This is a genomic window from Caulobacter sp. ErkDOM-E (assembly GCF_048541895.1).
Lineage (GTDB): Bacteria > Pseudomonadota > Alphaproteobacteria > Caulobacterales > Caulobacteraceae > Caulobacter.
Genome location: NZ_CP183331.1, coordinates 3,740,263 through 3,757,051, shown reverse-complemented (window position 1 = coordinate 3,757,051; position 16,789 = coordinate 3,740,263). Strand labels below are relative to the sequence as shown.

16 protein-coding genes are annotated in these 16,789 nt (G+C 66.2%); 9 read left to right on the top strand and 7 right to left on the bottom strand.

Annotation, left to right across the window (positions count from 1 at the left end):
- Positions 1 to 86 precede the first annotated feature (86 nt).
- A complete protein-coding gene (locus ACN2C7_RS18320; RefSeq protein WP_419318910.1) occupies positions 87 to 2,603 on the bottom strand; it encodes a TonB-dependent receptor in 2,517 nt (838 codons plus the stop codon).
- 258 nt (positions 2,604 to 2,861) lie between these two features.
- Between ACN2C7_RS18320 and ACN2C7_RS18315 the strand changes: the two genes are divergently transcribed.
- Together ACN2C7_RS18315 and ACN2C7_RS18310 are read left to right on the top strand one after the other, a co-directional pair.
- A complete protein-coding gene (locus tag ACN2C7_RS18315; RefSeq protein ID WP_419318908.1) occupies positions 2,862 to 4,325 on the top strand; it encodes a protein adenylyltransferase SelO in 1,464 nt (487 codons plus the stop codon).
- 89 nt (positions 4,326 to 4,414) lie between these two features.
- Positions 4,415 to 4,552 carry a hypothetical protein gene (locus ACN2C7_RS18310; RefSeq protein ID WP_419254085.1) on the top strand — a complete coding sequence of 46 codons (138 nt, stop codon included), beginning with the start codon at positions 4,415 to 4,417 and terminating at the stop codon, positions 4,550 to 4,552.
- Between the two features lie 43 nt (positions 4,553 to 4,595).
- On the opposite strand, the gene ACN2C7_RS18305 is transcribed toward ACN2C7_RS18310, so the two are convergent.
- Positions 4,596 to 5,801, bottom strand: coding sequence for a winged helix-turn-helix domain-containing protein (locus tag ACN2C7_RS18305; RefSeq protein WP_419318907.1), 1,206 nt, complete (start codon positions 5,799 to 5,801; stop codon positions 4,596 to 4,598).
- Positions 5,802 to 5,906: 105 nt separating this feature from the next.
- On the opposite strand from ACN2C7_RS18305, the gene ACN2C7_RS18300 reads away from it, so the two are divergent.
- Both ACN2C7_RS18300 and ACN2C7_RS18295 read left to right on the top strand, forming a co-directional pair.
- The gene (locus ACN2C7_RS18300; RefSeq protein WP_419318906.1) at positions 5,907 to 6,755 is read left to right on the top strand and encodes an aldose 1-epimerase; all 849 of its coding nucleotides are present in this window, start codon (positions 5,907 to 5,909) and stop codon (positions 6,753 to 6,755) included.
- A gap of 120 nt (positions 6,756 to 6,875) precedes the next feature.
- Positions 6,876 to 7,322, top strand: coding sequence for a hypothetical protein (locus ACN2C7_RS18295; protein ID WP_419318905.1), 447 nt, complete (start codon positions 6,876 to 6,878; stop codon positions 7,320 to 7,322).
- Positions 7,323 to 7,492: 170 nt separating this feature from the next.
- Here ACN2C7_RS18295 and ACN2C7_RS18290 read toward each other — a convergent pair whose 3' ends face one another.
- Positions 7,493 to 8,785 (bottom strand): lytic murein transglycosylase, encoded by a 1,293-nt coding sequence (locus tag ACN2C7_RS18290; RefSeq protein ID WP_419318904.1) that lies wholly within the window; start codon positions 8,783 to 8,785, stop codon positions 7,493 to 7,495.
- A 191-nt stretch (positions 8,786 to 8,976) separates the two neighbouring features.
- Here ACN2C7_RS18290 and ykgO point away from each other — a divergent pair, with 191 nt between their 5' ends.
- From ykgO to ACN2C7_RS18265, 5 genes are all read left to right on the top strand, one after another.
- Positions 8,977 to 9,102, top strand: coding sequence for a type B 50S ribosomal protein L36 (gene ykgO / locus ACN2C7_RS18285; protein WP_007663273.1), 126 nt, complete (start codon positions 8,977 to 8,979; stop codon positions 9,100 to 9,102).
- Positions 9,102 to 9,719: an HAD family hydrolase gene (locus tag ACN2C7_RS18280; protein WP_419318903.1), complete on the top strand. Its 618-nt coding sequence runs from the start codon at positions 9,102 to 9,104 to the stop codon at positions 9,717 to 9,719. Before ykgO ends, ACN2C7_RS18280 begins: the two co-directional genes overlap by 1 nt.
- A gap of 62 nt (positions 9,720 to 9,781) precedes the next feature.
- On the top strand, positions 9,782 to 10,048 hold the full coding sequence (locus ACN2C7_RS18275; RefSeq protein WP_035047451.1) for a DUF2312 domain-containing protein: 267 nt from the start codon (positions 9,782 to 9,784) through the stop codon (positions 10,046 to 10,048).
- 88 nt (positions 10,049 to 10,136) lie between these two features.
- Complete coding sequence (locus ACN2C7_RS18270; protein WP_419318902.1) at positions 10,137 to 10,478, top strand: hypothetical protein; 342 nt, start codon at positions 10,137 to 10,139, stop codon at positions 10,476 to 10,478.
- A gap of 620 nt (positions 10,479 to 11,098) precedes the next feature.
- A complete protein-coding gene (locus ACN2C7_RS18265) occupies positions 11,099 to 11,509 on the top strand; it encodes a hypothetical protein (RefSeq protein ID WP_419318901.1) in 411 nt (136 codons plus the stop codon).
- Between the two features lie 2 nt (positions 11,510 to 11,511).
- Here ACN2C7_RS18265 and ACN2C7_RS18260 read toward each other — a convergent pair whose 3' ends face one another.
- The 4 genes from ACN2C7_RS18260 to ACN2C7_RS18245 all read right to left on the bottom strand — a co-directional run bounded on the left by ACN2C7_RS18260 (position 11,512) and on the right by ACN2C7_RS18245 (position 16,581).
- Positions 11,512 to 11,607: a hypothetical protein gene (locus ACN2C7_RS18260; protein ID WP_419318900.1), complete on the bottom strand. Its 96-nt coding sequence runs from the start codon at positions 11,605 to 11,607 to the stop codon at positions 11,512 to 11,514.
- A complete protein-coding gene (locus ACN2C7_RS18255) occupies positions 11,607 to 13,079 on the bottom strand; it encodes a sigma-54-dependent transcriptional regulator (RefSeq protein WP_419318899.1) in 1,473 nt (490 codons plus the stop codon). Before ACN2C7_RS18255 ends, ACN2C7_RS18260 begins: the two co-directional genes overlap by 1 nt.
- 377 nt (positions 13,080 to 13,456) lie before the next feature.
- Positions 13,457 to 16,021 carry an HWE histidine kinase domain-containing protein gene (locus ACN2C7_RS18250; protein WP_419318898.1) on the bottom strand — a complete coding sequence of 855 codons (2,565 nt, stop codon included), beginning with the start codon at positions 16,019 to 16,021 and terminating at the stop codon, positions 13,457 to 13,459.
- Entirely contained in the window at positions 16,018 to 16,581 is a 564-nt protein-coding gene (locus tag ACN2C7_RS18245) for a biliverdin-producing heme oxygenase (RefSeq protein ID WP_419318897.1), read from the bottom strand. Before ACN2C7_RS18245 ends, ACN2C7_RS18250 begins: the two co-directional genes overlap by 4 nt.
- Positions 16,582 to 16,789: the final 208 nt, after the last annotated feature.

Sequence of the window (16,789 nt, the reverse complement as noted above, 5' to 3'; positions counted from 1 at the left end):
ACCCGGTTGCCCGGATCGCCCTTTCCTCATCCGAAAGCCAAAGGCCCTGCTCGCTTTGGTGAGCGGGCCCCCGGATCCCCTCCCGGTTAGAACTTCGCCCGCAGGGTCACGCCGTAGGTACGCGGCGCGCCGAGGAAGGCGTCATAGGTCAAGGTGTCGTTAGCCGGCACATAGGTGGTGTTGGTGGCGCTGAGGCCCGACGAGCCTTGCAGGAAGGCGTTGAAGCCGACCTGGGTGTACTCTTCGTCGAGGATGTTCTGGCCCCACAGTTCCACGGTCCACGCTTCGTCGGCGGCGCCGAAGCCGACCCGGGCGTTGACCACGGTATAGGCGTCCTGCGTCTTGGGCGGGAACAGGTCCGAACCGGTGATGTAGTCCGACGAGTACTTGGCGCCGACGTTGAAGCGGGCGCGATAGTTGTCGCCCACCGGACGCTCATAGGTCAGCGAGCCCGAGGCCGAATATTCCGGCGCCAGCGACAGGCGGTTGCCCGGCAGCTGCGACAGGGCGTTGGTCGGATCGTTGGGGATCTTCTGATCGCCATACTCGGTCTTGGCGTAGGTAAAGCCGCTCTGAACGGTCAGGCCGCGCACCGGGGTGAACCACAGGAAGTCGGCGTCGACACCCTGCGAGGTCACTTCGGGGATCGAACGCACCGCGAACGAGGTGCCCAGGAAGGTGTTCAGCTGGAAGTCGGTGAACTTCTGGTAGAAGGCGGTGAAGTTCAGCAGCACCGAGCGGTTGAACAGGGTGTTCTTCAGGCCGATTTCATAGCTGTCGACGAACTCAGCCGGGAACGAAGTGTCGAGCACCGGCAGGACGCCTTGGCCGCCGCTGGGCAGGCCGTTCGAGGATTGAGCGCGGTCCAGGTTGAAGCCGCCGCCCTTGTAGCCGTGCGCGAACGAGGCGTAGCTGAACACTTCAGGCGAGAAACGATAGGCCGCCTTGATCGTGCCCGACCATTCCTTGTCGGTGCGCTCCTGGTGGGTACCGCGGTTGTTGAACAGCGGGTTGGCCCAGGGCAGGCAGAGGTTGCCGACGATGGTCGGGGTGGCCGCCGCGCCGACGATGCTGGCGATACGGCCCTGACCGGCCGGGGTCAGAGCGAAGCCGCAGCCGACGCCGCCGTCGGTGATCGTCTGGTAGGCGTCGACGTCCTTGCTTTCCGAGCTGTAGCGAAGGCCGGCGGTGATGCCGAAGGCTTCGGTGAACTGGAAGGTGTTGTTCGTGAACAGGGCGATGGTCTTGGAGCGCTGTGCGTAGGTGTCCACCAGGCCCTTGCCCGGGGTGAACGTGGTGTTCGGCGCGCGACCGGTCAGGAGCGCAACGAAGTTGGCGATGCCGGCCGGGTTGGCGGCCGAACGCGACAACAGGCGACCCAGATACTGCTCGTAGTCATTGCCGTAGAGGAAGTTGGAGCCGGTATCGAGCTTCTCGTCAGCCAGGAAGGCGCCGACCAGCCAGTCCAGCTTTTCGGTCTTGCCGGCCAGGCGCAGTTCCTGGGTGTAGGTCGTGAACTCGCTGTAGTTGGTGCCGTCCTTGTTGCGGTAGGCCAGGTCGGCGGTGGTGAAGTCGCTGTCCTGGCCGTTGTCGGTGCGCCAGTTGCGGATGGCCGTGACCGAGGTCAGTTCGCCGAACGGCAGGGTGATGTTGCCTTCCAGCGAAACGCCCTTGTCCTCGATGGACGACGGGGCGCCGCGGTTCGAATAGGCGATCCGGTCATAGGGCTTGGCGGTAGAGGCCAGAGCCGCGCCGCCATTGACGAGGGCCAGGATGCCCGAGGTCGGGCCGGTGCGGATCTGCACGGCGCCGCAGCAGTTTTCGTCGCGCTTGGTGTAGTCGCCGATCAGCTTGAAGGTCGCGTTGTCGTCCGGGACGAACAGCAGCTGGCCGCGCACGGTGTAGAAGCCCTGGTCGGAGTCCTCATCGCGCTTGCTGGGGCCCTTGCCGGTGATGACGTCGTTGTAGCCGTCACGCTCGCGCGCGGCGACATACAGGCGGCCAGCCAGGGTCTCGGTGCCAAACAGCGGTCCGGTGACCGAAGCGGCCAGGCCGTGGGCGTTGAAGTTGCCGATGGTGGCTTCGGCATTGGCGGCGAAGCCGAATTCCGGCTCCTTGGTCACGATGTTGATGACGCCGGCCGAGGTGTTCTTGCCAAACAGGGTGCCTTGCGGACCCTTCAGGACTTCGATGCGATCCATTTCGCCCAGATCGCCGAACGACACGCCGTTGCGAGGACGATAGACGCCGTCGATCACGATACCGACCGAGCTTTCCAGGCCGGGGTTGTCGCCGACGGTGCCGACGCCGCGCACGCGGGCGGTGGTCGAGGCTTCCGACGTGGTCGAGGTGACGGTCAGGCCGGGGGTCAGGATCGTCAGATCCTTGATGTCCTTGACGCCGGTGTCTTGCAGCAGCTTGGCGCCGACGGCGGTCACCACGACCGGCACGTCCTGCAGGTTCTGCTCGCGCTTCTGGGCGGTGACGACGATGCTGTCGACGGTGGGGATGTCAGTTTCCTGGGCCTGAACGGCTCCAGCGGTGGACAGACCGGCGAGCACGACGGCGGACGCCGTGCCGCAAAGCACCTGGGTAAAGCGCATTTCCTACCTCAGTTCGTTATGCCACGAGCGCTTGCATCGCCTGCGGCTGTTTTTGTTTGGACTCACCCGAACGCGTGTTCGAATTGACACTGAACGGTTAGGGAGCACGGGCAGCCAGAGCAAGTTAAAACCCCTACAGACAAAAGGATCTGAGCGGTCTGTTGCCGAGAAGCGACACGGGTCGCTCGCCATTCTCAACCCTGCAAGACGGGGCGGGCGAGGCTTGCCAGACGGGGCGGGCGGGCTCATTTGCGACCCATGACCGTATCGCCCGCCTACCGTCCCGATCCGCAGTTCATGGCCCTGGGGCGCGAGTTCGCCGATCCGGTCGCTCCCGCCGACTTTCCGATGACCCGCCTGCGCTATCGAAATGATCGTGCGGCGGCCACGGTGGGCCTGCAGGACCTGTCCGACGCCGAATGGCTCACCGCGTTCGGCCGCTTCGCGCCGCTGCCCGGCAATCAGCCCCAGCCGCTGGCGATGCGCTATCACGGCCATCAGTTCCGCAGCTACAATCCTGACCTGGGCGATGGCCGGGGCTTTCTGTTCGCCCAGCTTCGGGAGGCGGCGATTGCCCCAGGCAAGACGGGCCGCCTGCTCGACCTGGCCACCAAGGGCTCGGGCCAGACGCCCTGGTCGCGGCAGGGCGATGGCCGGCTGACCCTGAAGGGCGGCATGCGCGAAATCCTCGCGGCGAGTTTTCTGGAAGCCGTGGGCGTTCCCACCTCGCGGGCCTTCTCGCTGGTCGAGACCGGCGAGGCCTTGCAGCGTGGCGACGAGCCCAGCCCCACCCGCTCGGCGGTGCTGACCCGCCTGTCGCACAGCCATATCCGTTTCGGCACCTTCCAGCGCCAGGCCTATCTGGAACGCCCCGACCTGATCACCGTGCTGGTCGATCACGCGGTCGAGACCTATTACCCGCACCTGGCCGACCAGCCCGACCGGCCGGCCGTGCTGATGCGGGCGGTGGTCGAGGCCAGCGCGAAACTCCTTTCCGGCTGGATGTCGGCGGGCTTCGTGCATGGCGTGCTCAACACCGACAACATGGTCGTGACCGGCGAGAGCTTTGACTATGGCCCGTGGCGGTTCCTGCCGCGCAATGATCCCAATTTCACGGCCGCCTATTTCGATCACTCGGGCCTCTACAGCTTTGGTCGCCAGCCCGAGGCGGTGTTCTGGAACCTGCAGCAACTGGCCGCCTGCCTCACCCTGGTGACGGATCAGTCAGGACTGCTGGAGGCGCTGAACGGCTTTTCCGACGCCTATCGCGACACCCTGCGCGCGGCGATGCTGCGACGGCTGGCCCTGAAGCCGCGCGACCCCCAGGCCGACATCGACCTGGTCAGCTCAGCCTTCAAGGCGCTGGCCAGCGGCGGCGACGATCTGCGGTGGGAGCCGTTCTTCTTCGACTGGTTTGGCGGCGCCGCGTCGGAGGGCCGCGCCATGGCCGGCCCCCGCGCGGGCCTCTACGGGCAGGACGCCTTCGCCGATTTCCGCCGCCGCCTGGCCGACTTCGAGCCGGATCGGCCAGAGCGCCTCGACCATGCGGTGTTCGCGCAGCCGGAACCCGAGGAACTGCTGATCGAGGAGGTCGAAGCCCTGTGGGCGCCGATCGCCGCCGACGACGACTGGTCTGCCCTCCGGGCCAAGCTCGACCGGATCGAGGCGGCCAGGCAGGCCTACGGGTTTCCGGGTCCCGGTGACAAAAACAACGCCGTCTGAACTTTTCCGTGCGGGTCCGGAACAATTGTCACGGTTCGGGCTTACTGGTCTGCATCGTGCCGAACGGTGAGGCTTTGCGGAGAGACTCCATGCGCTTCTTCCAATCGATCTTTCAGCCCGTGATGCTGGTCGGCGCCGTCGCCATGTCGTTCATCGGCGCGCTCGGCATACCGGGCTGCGCGCGCGCCATCAGCGAATGCCTCAGCGAGGGCCGCGAGGTCGCCTGAGGTCGTTCCGGTCTGGCCTGACCAGACCCGTCAACCGCGCGGTTCAGAGCTTCAGTTCAGCCGCCAGGGCGTGAGCCAGGTCGCCTCTGTCGGCGACCGTAACGTCCGTCAGGCCTAACCACCCCGCCATCAGCCGCAGCTCCCGCGCCAGGGCGGAGGCTGTGTCGCCGTCAGCGGCGGGCTCGGCGTGGGCGGCCTGGACCAACAGCCGGCCCGTCTTGCGGTCGGCCTTCAGGTCGACCCGGGCGGTGATGGTCTCGCCCTGCAGGAACGGCAGCACATAGTAGCCGTGAGTGCGCAGGTGGGCGGGGGTGTAGATTTCCAGCCGGATGCGGGCGTCGAAGATCCTCTCGGTGCGCTCGCGAAACCAGATCAGGTTGTCGAACGGCGAGAGCAGGGCGGTGGCCTCGATCCTGCGCGGCCGCGCAGCCCCGGCGGCGACATAGGCCGTCTGGTCCCAGCCCTCGACCCGGGCGGGGATCAGCACGCCGTCCTCGACCAGCTCGGCGATGCGGGCGCGGCTCTCGACGGGACCCATGCGGAAATAGTCGCGCAGGTCGCGCTCGGTGGCCACGCCCATGGCCCCGGCGGCGCGGGTCAGCAGGGCGCGGTGGGCGTCCTCGCGGCGGGGCGTGGGGGCCTCGATCAGCGACGCCGGCAGCACCTGGTCTGGCGTGCCATAGACCCGCTCGAAGCCGGCGCGGCGGGTGGCGGTGGTCAGTTCGCCGATCCAGAACAGGCATTCGACGGCGCGCTTGGACTCACTCCAGCCCCACCAGCCGCCGGGCCCCTTCTTGGCGCCGGTCTCCAGCTCGCCGGCTGAAAGCGGGCCGCGGCGGCGGATCTCGTCCAGGGCCCGGGCGATCAGGTCGGGATGGCTGTCGAGAAACTTCGCCACGCCCTTCCAGACGCCCATCCCGGCCCTGGCGTCGGCCATCCGCCAGCGCAGCAGCGGGTGCAGGTCGCGCGGCATCAGCGAGGCCTCGTGGCCCCAGTATTCGACCAGGGCGGGCGTCTTGCCCCAGGCCACATCTTCCAGCAGCGTTCGCGGATAGTCGCCCAGCCGCGAGAACAGCGGCAGATAGTGCGAGCGCGACACCACATTGACCGAGTCGATCTGCAACAGGCCCAGCGTGTCGATCGTCGACAGCACATGGCGTCGCCCCGGCGCGGCGGGACGGGCCTTGCCAAACCCCTGCGCCGCCAGCGCCATGCGTCGCGCCGTCCTGGCGGAGAGCTTCTCGGTCATGGCCAAGTTTGAGCATCGCCCGGCCCGATCGCGCAAGTCGACCCGCATGGGAGCGCTACCCTTCAGGCTTGCGCGCGATCCGGAAAACGCCCTACCGATGCGGCCATGATCGTTCTTGAAAACGGCGCGGCGCGCCTTGAGCTGTTCCCCGATGTCGGCGGCGCCGTCGCGGGTTTCACCGTCGCGGGCCGCGATATCCTGCGGCCGATGGCGCGGGGCGCGACCGATCCGCTGGACGTCTCCAGCTTTCCGCTGGTCCCGTTCTGCAACCGCATTCCGCACGGCCGGTTCACCTTCCAGGGCCAGGACCGTGTTCTGACGCCGAACCTTGGCGACCATCCCCATCCGCTGCATGGCCAGGGCTGGCGCCACCCCTGGGCCGTCGACGCCGCCAAGGGCGCCCAGGCGCTGCTCTCCTATGACCATGCGCCCTCCGACTGGCCCTGGGCCTATCGCGCCGAGCAGCGCTTCGTCCTGGGCGAAAGCCGTCTGCGCCTGGAGCTGTCGGTGACCAATACCGGCGATACGCCCATGCCCGCCGGCCTGGGTTTCCACCCCTATTTCCCCCTGCGTCCGGGCGAGGCGCTCAAGGCGTCGGTCGATGGCGTCTGGATGATCGATCAGGACGTGCTGCCGACGGCGCATCATCAGGGCGTCTGGGGGCCTGACTGGGCCCATGGCGCGGGCGTCGAGGGCCACGCGACCCTGATCGACCACTGCTACACCGGCTGGACCCAGCGGGCCGAACTGAGCGCGCCCGGCCTGCCGACCACCACGATCACCGCGTCGCCGCAGTGCCGCTGGCTGCACGTCTATGCGCCGCCGGGTGATGACTTCTACTGCGTCGAACCCTGCGCCAGCCGGCCCAATCCGTTCGGCGAGGGGGAGACCGGCATGGTGACGCTGGCGCCGGGGCAGAGCCATGCGGTCTGGATGGAGATCGCGACGGGCTGAGGGGGCCGTTTCGGCGGCGAACCGTCATGCACATCGCCAACCATCGCGCCGGCTTGACCTTGAGGCGATCGTTCGGCGAAGCTAGCGTTTTGCGTGTGTGCAGAGCGAGGGTTCGCACTAATGCCCCGAAACGCCCCAAGCCTGTCAATCTTCGGCGCCTGCGCGGCGCTGGCTATTTCTGGCTGCGCAACGATCCCGCCTGCTGAACCCACCCACTTCTACGCGAGCTGGAGTGGCGCCGATCCAAATACACAGGCGGTTTTCGAGGTTGTGGATGCCCGCATGAGGGTCGAGACGGGCTTTCTTCGCGACTTCAGCGAGCCCATGAATGTGCACATCGCTGATGGCGCCACGGCGAAAAACGGGGAGTTTCGGTATCTCGTTCGGATCACGATCCCCTCGCGTCTGGCAGGCCGACGGATCAGCGTAAAGAACAGGACGCTGGCGGAGTTCAGCGTGACCTGCGCTCCAGATCGTCCGGAGCCCTGCCTCGACGCCATCCTGGAGCGGGCCCGGCAGCAACCCGTCAGAATAGGCCGCATCGTCGCGCGCTCGCCAAAGGCGTAGTGCGTCGCGCTCTGCGCCAGTCGGCCCGACCCCTTAGGCGAAGGCGAGATCGGGAAGGGCGAAGTGCGCGCGCACTTCGCTGGCGTCTCACGTGGCAGCTGAAACAGGGGTTCCCGCCACAAGGGCGGGAATGACGTGGAAGAAGGGGCGGCTGACTGAGTATCCGCGCCCTAGCTCAGCCCCGCCTGGGCCTTGAGCCGCTGGACCATATCCATCGACAGATAGCCGTCGGCCGGCAGCTGGCGGCTCTTCTGCCAGGCGCGCAGGGCCTTGCGGGTGCCGGCGCCGATCACGCCGTCGGGGGCGCCGGGGTCGAAGCCCAGGCGGGCCAGGGCGATCTGGGCGGCCATGCGGTCCGACAGCGACAGCGGCGCCTCGACGGGCCAGGCGGCGACCAGGGGTCCGCCGCCGGCGAAGCGGTCGGCCAGCAGGCCGATGCCCAGGGCGTAGGAGGTGGAGTTGTTGTATTTCCGGATCGCGAAGTGGTTGGGCAGGGCCAGGAAGGCGGGGCCCGAGGCGCCGGCCGGCAGGATCAGGCCGGCGGGCGAGGCGGCGTCGGCGCTGGTCCAGGGCAGGCCGTCGGCGCGGCGCACGCCCCTGGCTTCCCACCATGACGGGATCTCGCGCGGCCCTTCCGACAGGCCGTAATCAAAGCCGGCCGGCAGGATCACTTCCTTGGCCCAGCCGACGCCGGGCTTCCAGCCGCCCTTGGCCAGCAGATTGGCGGCCGACGCCAGGGAATCGACGTCCGAACCCCAAATGTCGCGCTTGCCGTCGCCGTCGGCATCGACGGCGGTGGTGCGATAGTTGCTGGGCAGGAACTGGGTCTGGCCCATGGCCCCGGCCCAGGAGCCCTTCAGCTGGGCGCGGGTGACCTCGCCCGAATCGATGATCTGCAGGGCCGCGATCAGTTCGCCCTCGGCCCAGCCGCGGCGGCGACCGTCTGCGGCCAGGCTGACCATCGAGCGCACGACGTCGAAATTGCCCTGGATCTGGCCGAACGCCGACTCCATGGCCCAGACGGCCAGCAGGATGTCGCGCGGCACGCCATAGCGGCTCTCGACCGCCGGCAGAAAGGCCAGCTCGTTGCGCTTGCGGCGGCCCACAGCGACGCGGTCATCGCTGATCACGCCCTTGATATAGTCGCCGACCGGCTTGGAGAATTCCGGCTGGCGGCCATCCAGGCTGATGACCCTGGGGTCAGGCGTCACCCCGCCCAGTTCACGCTCCAGCAGCTGCCGGGTCAGGCCGGCGCCTTCGGCGCGGACCATGAAGTCGGCCAACCACGAGTCGAAGCTCAGCTCACCGGCCGGGACGGGCGTGGCGATCATGGGTGAGGGCGCGCTGCCAGTCGGTGTCGGCGCGGCCGTGGGCATCGCCGAGACGAGCGAGGTCAGCGGCCCCTGCGGGGACGTATCCGCGCAGCCGGCCAGCAGGAGAACGAGAAAGAAGCGACGATCCATGGGCGCAGGCTACCGGCATCCGGGTGAACTCTTCAATCACAAGGCCGACAGAGCGGTGAAGTTCCGCTCCGGGGCCTTGGAGCCGTTGACTCTGTGTCCCGCCTTGCCTATACGCCCTCCCTCCGAAACATCCCGGATGGTCCGGTCGCCCAATGGCGCGCCGAACTTGTCCGCTGAGTATAGAGACGGTCATGAAGGTTCGTAGCTCGCTGAAGTCGCTGAAGTCGCGCCACCGCGACTGCAAGTTGGTCCGTCGTAAGGGCGTGGTCTACATCATCAACAAGACCGACCCGCGCTTCAAAGCCAAGCAGGGCTGATGACCGCTGTCGGCTCTCCCGGGGCGCTGCTCTGGGATGTCGGCAATGTCATCGTGCGCTGGAATCCGCGCACGCTCTTCGCAAAGATTTTCAAGGAACCCGCCGAACTCGACGGGTTCCTTTTGCGTGTCTGCACCATGGACTGGCACGGCGAGACCGACCGGGGCCTGTCGTTCGCCGACAACATCGCCCGGCTGACGCCGCTGCATCCCCACTATGCCGAGCAGATCGCCGCCTGGTGGGGCCGCTGGCCGGAAATGTTCTCGGGCGCGATTTCCGAGACTGAAGCCGTGATGGACGACCTGGCCACCCGGGGCGTCCCTCAGTTTGGCCTCACCAACATGTCCAGCCAAGCCTGGCCCGGCGTCCAGGCGATGAGCCCGGTGTTCGGACACTTCCGGGACGTGATCGTCTCGGCCGAGGAAGGCGTCATCAAGCCCGAGCGGCGGATCTACGAGATCGTGCTGGAGCGGACGGGGCTGGCGCCGGGCGACCTGCTGTTCGTGGATGACAACGTCGCCAATATCGCCGCCGCCGACGCGATGGGATTCCATACACATCTGTTCACAGATCCGGCGGCCCTGCGGCCGATGATTCAGGCGCACGGCCTGTTGTGAGGGAAGGGCGGCCCGACTATGGTCCGCGACCCAATTTCCACTCCGACTGAGAGCTTTCCGTCATGGCCGACGACGCCGCCCACGCCGACGTTCTGAACTCCACCGCCCAAGGCCAGCTGAAGAGCATCATCGAGCGCATCGAGCGTCTCGAGGTCGAAAAGGCCGAGATCTCCGAGCAGATCAAGGAAGTCTATAACGAGGCCAAGGGTAACGGCTTCGACGTCAAGATCCTGCGCAAGGTGGTTCGCATCCTCAAGCAGGATCGCGCCAAGCGTCAGGAAGAGGACGCCATCCTCGACCTCTATCTGTCGGCCGTCGGCGCGATCTAAAGCGCCCTTCTTGGTCGGCGCGCGAACGCGCGCCTTGGGTATTTTTGCGGGGTGCGGTTTGGCGCGGCTTCGGGGATAGTCCCCGGCGATGCGTGCCAAGCCCCCCGACCCTCGAGCTCAATCCAAACGTTCGGCGCTCAACGCGCTGAAGCGCGCCAGGCGGGCAGCCGAGAAGAGCGGGATCGCGCTTTCCGACTGGGAGGGCGAGTTCCTGACCTCCGTCGCCCAGCGCGTCGAGACCTATGGCCGGGCCTTCGGCGATCCTGAAAAAGGCGGTCGCGACCAGGCCCTGTCGGGCAACCAAACGATCAAGCTCAAGGAAATCGTCGCCAAGGCCAAGGGCGAGAAGAAGCCCATGAAACGCGGCCGGGGCTTTGGCCGTCGCGAGGCGCCCGCACCGGCCGAGGTCGAGCCCGAGGACGACGGGTAGCGGCCGCTGGCGTCGCGGTGGTGTTCGAGCCGGGCGCGCCTTGGTCGCTGTCGATGTCCCCGGCGCTCGGCGTTTGCAGATCCTGATCCGGCGACCATCGCCGATGGGACGAATATACATCCTGGAGTTGTGCGACGTGACGGCCCCAGGGATCGCGCCGCCGTCGATGGCGAGGTCCGGGCGCTTCAGCCGGGCCGCCTTCCCCAGCGGCATTCTGGCAATGCGCGGCAGCCGTCGGCGCGCCGGAGTCTTCGGGCTGAAAGTCGCAAGGCGAGACAGGCCTGCAACGACTTAGATTCTCAGGTATGGCGCGCGGCGTTCAGCATAAAGGTTTTTCGGCTGATTTTACTGAAATAAAGTCCCAAAAGCTTACCGGAAAACAAGGTTCAGCGAACTTCATTAAGGTCGCGGTAACCAGCGGGGTGAGACATTATGGCGCAGGGTCTTCGTGATCCTGACAGTAAGGAACGCTTCGTCCGGTGGGGGCGACGTTCGCCCTTTCCAGCGCGCGCGGACCTCTATCTGCATCGGCGCCGGATCAACGCTAACGGTAACGGACAAGCGCCATGGCGACGACGTATGACTATCTATTGCGAAGAAAGGCGGACCTAGAGGTCCGCATGGCTGAGGCCCAGAAACGCGCGCTGGCGCCTTTCGAGGGCGAACTGCGCGCGATCAGCCTGGCCCTGGGGGCGATCGAAAGAGCCGGTCTCAGCGAGGACCGCATAGCGGCCGAAGCTTCGGCCTTCTCCAGCCCGGCTCCCAGTCGCCGCGGACGGCGAAGCCGCTCGATCGGCGACATGATCCTGATGGCCCTGCAGCAGGGCGGTGTGGGTCTGGCGGCGACCGACATCGCGCTCCAGCTGGAACGCCGCTGGAACCGTTCGGTGCCGGCGACGGCCATTACACTTGAACTGCAGCAGCTAGAGGCCGACGGCGCGGTGACGCGTGGCGCGGCGGGCTGGACCCGGAACGCCGAAACGGTCGAACCCGACCATTCCGACGATAGTGAAGTCGCCCGGGTGGCTTGACTTCAGACCTGGCGGGGCGCCTGGCGGGGCGCCTTCCAAGGCTTGATCAGCGTCTTCAGGCGCTGCTCGCGCGAGACCGGGCGCAAAACGAGGGTCATCAGCCAGTTTCCTTCATGTCGACATCGATGCCCTGCTCGCGCACCTTGCGATAGAGGGTGGAGCGGCCGATCCCGAGGCGGCGCGCCACCTCGCTCATATGGCCGGCATAAACATCGATCGCGTGCTGGATAAGGTCGCGTTCGATGTCTTCCAAAGTCCGCAGATGACCGCGATCGTCGAGGATGCGCACGGGCGCGTCGCCCGGGGCGCTGGCCATGGCGGCATGCGTCGCCTGCAGCACGGACGGCAGGTCGGGCCCGGTGACGCTGGCCGACGGCATCGCCTCGATCGGCGCCTGCAGGCCCGAAATCGCCGGGAAATCATAGGGCTGCAGATAGGGCGCGTCGGCCAGGACGATGGCGCGATAGACCGTGTTTTCCAGCTGGCGTACATTGCCCGGCCAGTCGAAGGCGGTCAGCAGGGCCAGGGTCTCGGGCGAGGCGCCGATGACCCGCTTGCCCTCTTCCACGTTGAAGCGGCGGATAAAGGCCTCGACCAGGGCCGGCACGTCATCGCGCCGTTCGCGCAGGGACGGGGCCTCGATCGGGAAGACGTTGAGGCGGTAATAGAGGTCCTCGCGGAACCGGCCCTGCGACACGGCGTGGGCCACGTCGCGATTGGTCGCCGAGACGATGCGCACATCGACCTTCTGCGAGCGCTTGGAGCCGATCGGATCGATCTCGCCTTCCTGCAGGGCGCGCAGCAGCTTGACCTGCATGTCCAGCGGCAGCTCGCCCACCTCGTCGAGGAACAGGGTGCCGCCGTCGGCCTCCTTGAACTTGCCCAGATGCTTGTCGGTGGCGCCGGTGAAGGAGCCCTTCTCGTGGCCGAACAGGATCGACTCGACGAGATTTTCCGGGATCGCGCCGCAGTTGACGGCCACGAAGGGCTTGCCGGCGCGGTCGGACGAGCCGTGCACGGCGCGGGCGATCAGCTCCTTGCCGACGCCGCTTTCGCCGGTGATCAGGATCGGGATGGCGCTTTTGGCGGCGCGCTCGCCCATCCGCTTGACCAGGGTCATGGCGGGCGAGGTTCCGATCAGGTCGGCGAAGGTGGTCTTGCCGGCCGTGCGCTTGGTCAGTCGCTCGACCTCGCCCTTCAGGTCGCCCATCGACAGGGCGTTGCGGATCGACACGGTGATCCGCTCGGGGGAGGCCGGCTTGATGAAGAAGTCGGTGGCGCCGGCCTGCATGGCCTTGACCACGGTGTCGACGCCGCCGCTGGCGGTCAGCACGATCACGGGCTGCACAAAGCCGCGCGAACGCATCTCTTTGAGGGTGTCGTGGCCGTTCAGGCCGGGCATGACCAGATCCAGCAGCACCACGTCGGTGGGCGCGCCGGACGTCAGGTGCGCCATCGCCGCGTCGCCGCTCTCGGCATGCGAGACCGCGAACCCGTCACGTTCCAGCACCGCCTGGATCAGGCGACGCTGAGTCGGATCGTCATCGACGACGAGAACCGTCTTGGACATAGGAAGACACCCACCATAACCGGCCGTGCTCGACATGGAGCAGGGCTCTTGTTGGTTCAGAGTGGTACAGCACCCGGGTAAACACCGGCTTTCGGAGAGGTGTCGGCAACCTTAAGGTTCAGGCTTAACAAGGCCTTGCCAGCAAGGGGTTTGAGGGTGGCTGAGGAGGCTCAGCGGGGCGTCCTGGCGATGGCCTTGCCGGGGCTGCGGGCCGCGTCCAGAGCGCATCGACATCACCCTGCAGGTTTCTTGCCCACGACTTGATCCGCTTCAATATGTCCTCGCTTGTGCCGGGACGCTCAACGGTCCGCAATTGCCGCACTTGGCGTAGCGGAGGACTTCAATCAGAGCGTTGCCTTAGGTCGACAGGTTGATGTTCAACCTGCCGCCTTAGCCATTGCTGCCCCTGATGCAATCGCCTGAGTCGTGTAGGGCTTTTTGATCACGGGACAGCCTTTATGGGTCGCCGGCAGTTCGATCTCGTCGCCGTAGCCGGTCGCGAACACATAGGGCACGCCGGCGAGCCGAAGGCGGTCAGCGATCGCGTAACTCATCTCCAACCCCAGGTTCACATCGAGAAAGGCGAACGTCGGCGTTTCGGCGTCGAGCAGCCGCATCGCCTCTTGAACATCGTTGGCTGTCAGAACCTTTCCCGCGCCCAGGTCGAATAGCATTTCCTCGGCGTCCATGGCGATGATCATGCTGTCTTCCACAAGAAGGACGGAGCCTGTCAGGCGGAACGCGTTGGGCGGGGTTGAAGCTGTCAATGCGACCTGAGCAACGACGCCGTCGTATTCGATGAACCTGGACGGCACGACGAACCGCGCACGAACGCCGTCCAGCGCATAGTCTAAGCTCGCCTCACCGTGGAGATCGTGAGGCACCGAGCGCTCGATGATCGTGGTGCCGAACCCGCGTCGCGTCGGGGCCTGAACCGGCGGCCCGCCGATCTCGCGCCATTGGAGGATCAGGTTGCCATTATCGGTCGTCCATTCCACCAAAGCCCGACCGGACAGATTGCAGAGTGCGCCATACTTCGCTGCGTTGGTCACCATCTCATGGATGACCAGCGCCATGGTGGCGAAGGCTTCGGGCTGTAGCAGAATGGGTGGGCCTTCGATCTGGACCCGGTTCGCACCGCCGTCGAGGTAGGCGGCGGCCTCGGTGGCAATCAGGCCCGCCAGAGAGCGGGGGCCCCAGTTGCTTTCCGTGATCTGGTCATGCGCGCGGGCCAGGGCCTGGATCCGCCCCCCGATGGTGGCCGCGAAGCTCTCGACGTCGGTCGCGCCGCCCTTGCTCTGCGAGATGAGGCCCCGGATCAGACCAAGGATGTTGCGGACACGATGGTTCAGTTCCGCAATCAGCAAGTCCTGGCGCTGAACCGCGCGCGCTCGCTCTTGTTCTGCGACGTCGGTCAGGCGCAGCACGACCTCCAGAATGGTGACGCGCAGGGCGTCGGCGGCTCTCAGCTCCGGCTCGGTCCACGCGGCGCTCTGACCGCTGGTGATTTCGCGCCAGGCTTCAAAGCTCTTGCGCGGGGTGAGCCGGACGCCGTTGGGACCGATGGAAACAGGCTTGGCCGGATCGCCCGCCCAGGTGATCGACTGGGCGATTTCGCGGCGGAAGAAGACCAGATAGTCACGCGGCGTTCGCGACACCGGGATGGCCAGCATCCCCGCCGCCCGCTTGGCGTAGTCGCGCGCCGGCGGATGCGCCTGCCCCATGTTATTGAGGGCCAGCACCTGGCTGGCGGCGCTCTGATCCAGGAACCTGGTCAGAGCGACCATCTCCTCCCGCGTCGGGGTGGAACCGGTCAGCACCATCTCGTCGCCGATCCGGATGGCCATGCCGTCGCACGGCACGATCTCGCTGATCCGTTCGGCCATCGCGCCAAGGTTGGCGGCTGTGGAGCCGCTCTCGACGATCGCGGCCATCAGTCCGTCGTGAAGGCTTCGGGTCCGCTGTTCATAGTCGGAGACTGCCTCGCGTTCTCGCGTCTCAATCAGCAGTGACAGGACCTGGGCGAACAGCTCGGCGGCCGTCCGCCGCTCGTAGCTGACCTGCAGCGCCGTTTTGTGATGGCAGGCAATCAGGCCCCACAACCGTCCACCGCGCAGTAGCGATAGGGTCAGGGTCGCCCCGACGCCCATATTCTTCAGGTATTCGATGTGGATGGGCGAATGAGCGCGAAGCGTGCTCATCGACAGGTCGAGCGGTGCACCGGTGGGGCCGAGCTGGGGGACGATGGCGGACGGGGTCGCATCGACGTCGGCGGCCACCCGGACGACGTTGCGCTCCATCAGCGCGCGCGCCTGACGGGGAATGTCGGATGCCGGATACCGAAGGCCTAGGAAGGGTTCGAGCCCGGCCGCCAGGCGCTCGGCGACCACTTCACCTGTACCGTCGGGGTGGAAGCGATAGATCATCACCCGGTGGTGGCCCGTCAGTGCCCGGACCTGCCGCGCGGCCTCCTTCAAAAGAGCGCCCAAATCCGTCAAGCGGTTCAGCCGGGACAGCATGGCCTGGACCGTGGCCGACGGATTGAGGTCGCCCTCGGGCTCACTGGGCTCGGCCTCCATCACGATCTCGCCCTTCGACATGTGCACGGCCACGTCAAACCGTCCGCCACCGTCGACCAACTGCACGCCGAAGGCCCGTTCGACGGCATCCTCGCCCGTCAGCGAAGAGAGCCGGTTTCGCAGCGTGTGGACCGCCTCGACGGCCAGGACGTCCCGTAACGATGCGCCGAGTAGGTCGTCGACGGACCCACCAAGGAAGTCCGGCGCGTTCGCCGAGGCGCGGGAGATCAGCCAGTCGGTCGACACCGCAATCAGAAATCCGGTGGGCTGGATCGCGCTGATCAAGTGGATCGGCTCGCGATCGCAGTTGGTCAGATCGACCTTTTCCGTCATGGGCAGGTCGGGGGTGTCTGAGGCATTCATGCGGCGGCGTCCAAGGGTCGTGCAAGGCCCGCGTAAACGGCGAAGGTTTTAAGTGCGCCGGCGATCAAGGCTTGCTCGTCGGCCGCCCCCTCTGCGCCGCACAGATCGATTTGGTCCAGAAGGCGCGCCCACGGCTTCCCCATCCGGAAATCGAAATAGGAGGTCGGCAACTCGGAACCGACCCGTTTTCGCAGGATTTTCGAACCGAGGCGGGAGCCCCGGACGACATAGGACAGACCGAGCCCGTCGATCGGGCCGGATACAGGACCGGCTTGGGCTGACGGCTCGATGCCGAGATCGTTGAGATCCATGCAAAGGGCGTCGACCAGACCTGCGAAGTCCGCCTCGTCTGCGCTGCGCCAATGGGGCCGAAGGGCCGTCAGTGCCGAATGATTCAGGTCCAGGAAGCCCGCATATTCCCCGGTGTCGCCTAGGTTGAACCGCGAAAGAGCGAGATCGACGCGTTCGTGGTCAAGGCGGGTCGCAAGCTTGAGGCGAAGGTGGGTCGACGCGGCTTGAGGCAAGTTCTTGACCACTTCATCCTGACCTTCCATGTTCATGTCCCTCATGAGCAAAGAAGCTTGGCCGTTCCCTCTGATGGCTGGCCCCAAATTACTGATCTTGTGCCTCAATTTTCGAAATATTGCGATTATAGTCTTAAGTTAAGCGGTCGATATAGACAAGCGAAACAGACCAAAATAGGCCGAGCGAAGAACGGCTTAACGCCGTCTGCTTTTGCGAGGGCGGATGAATACCGAACACAAGTGG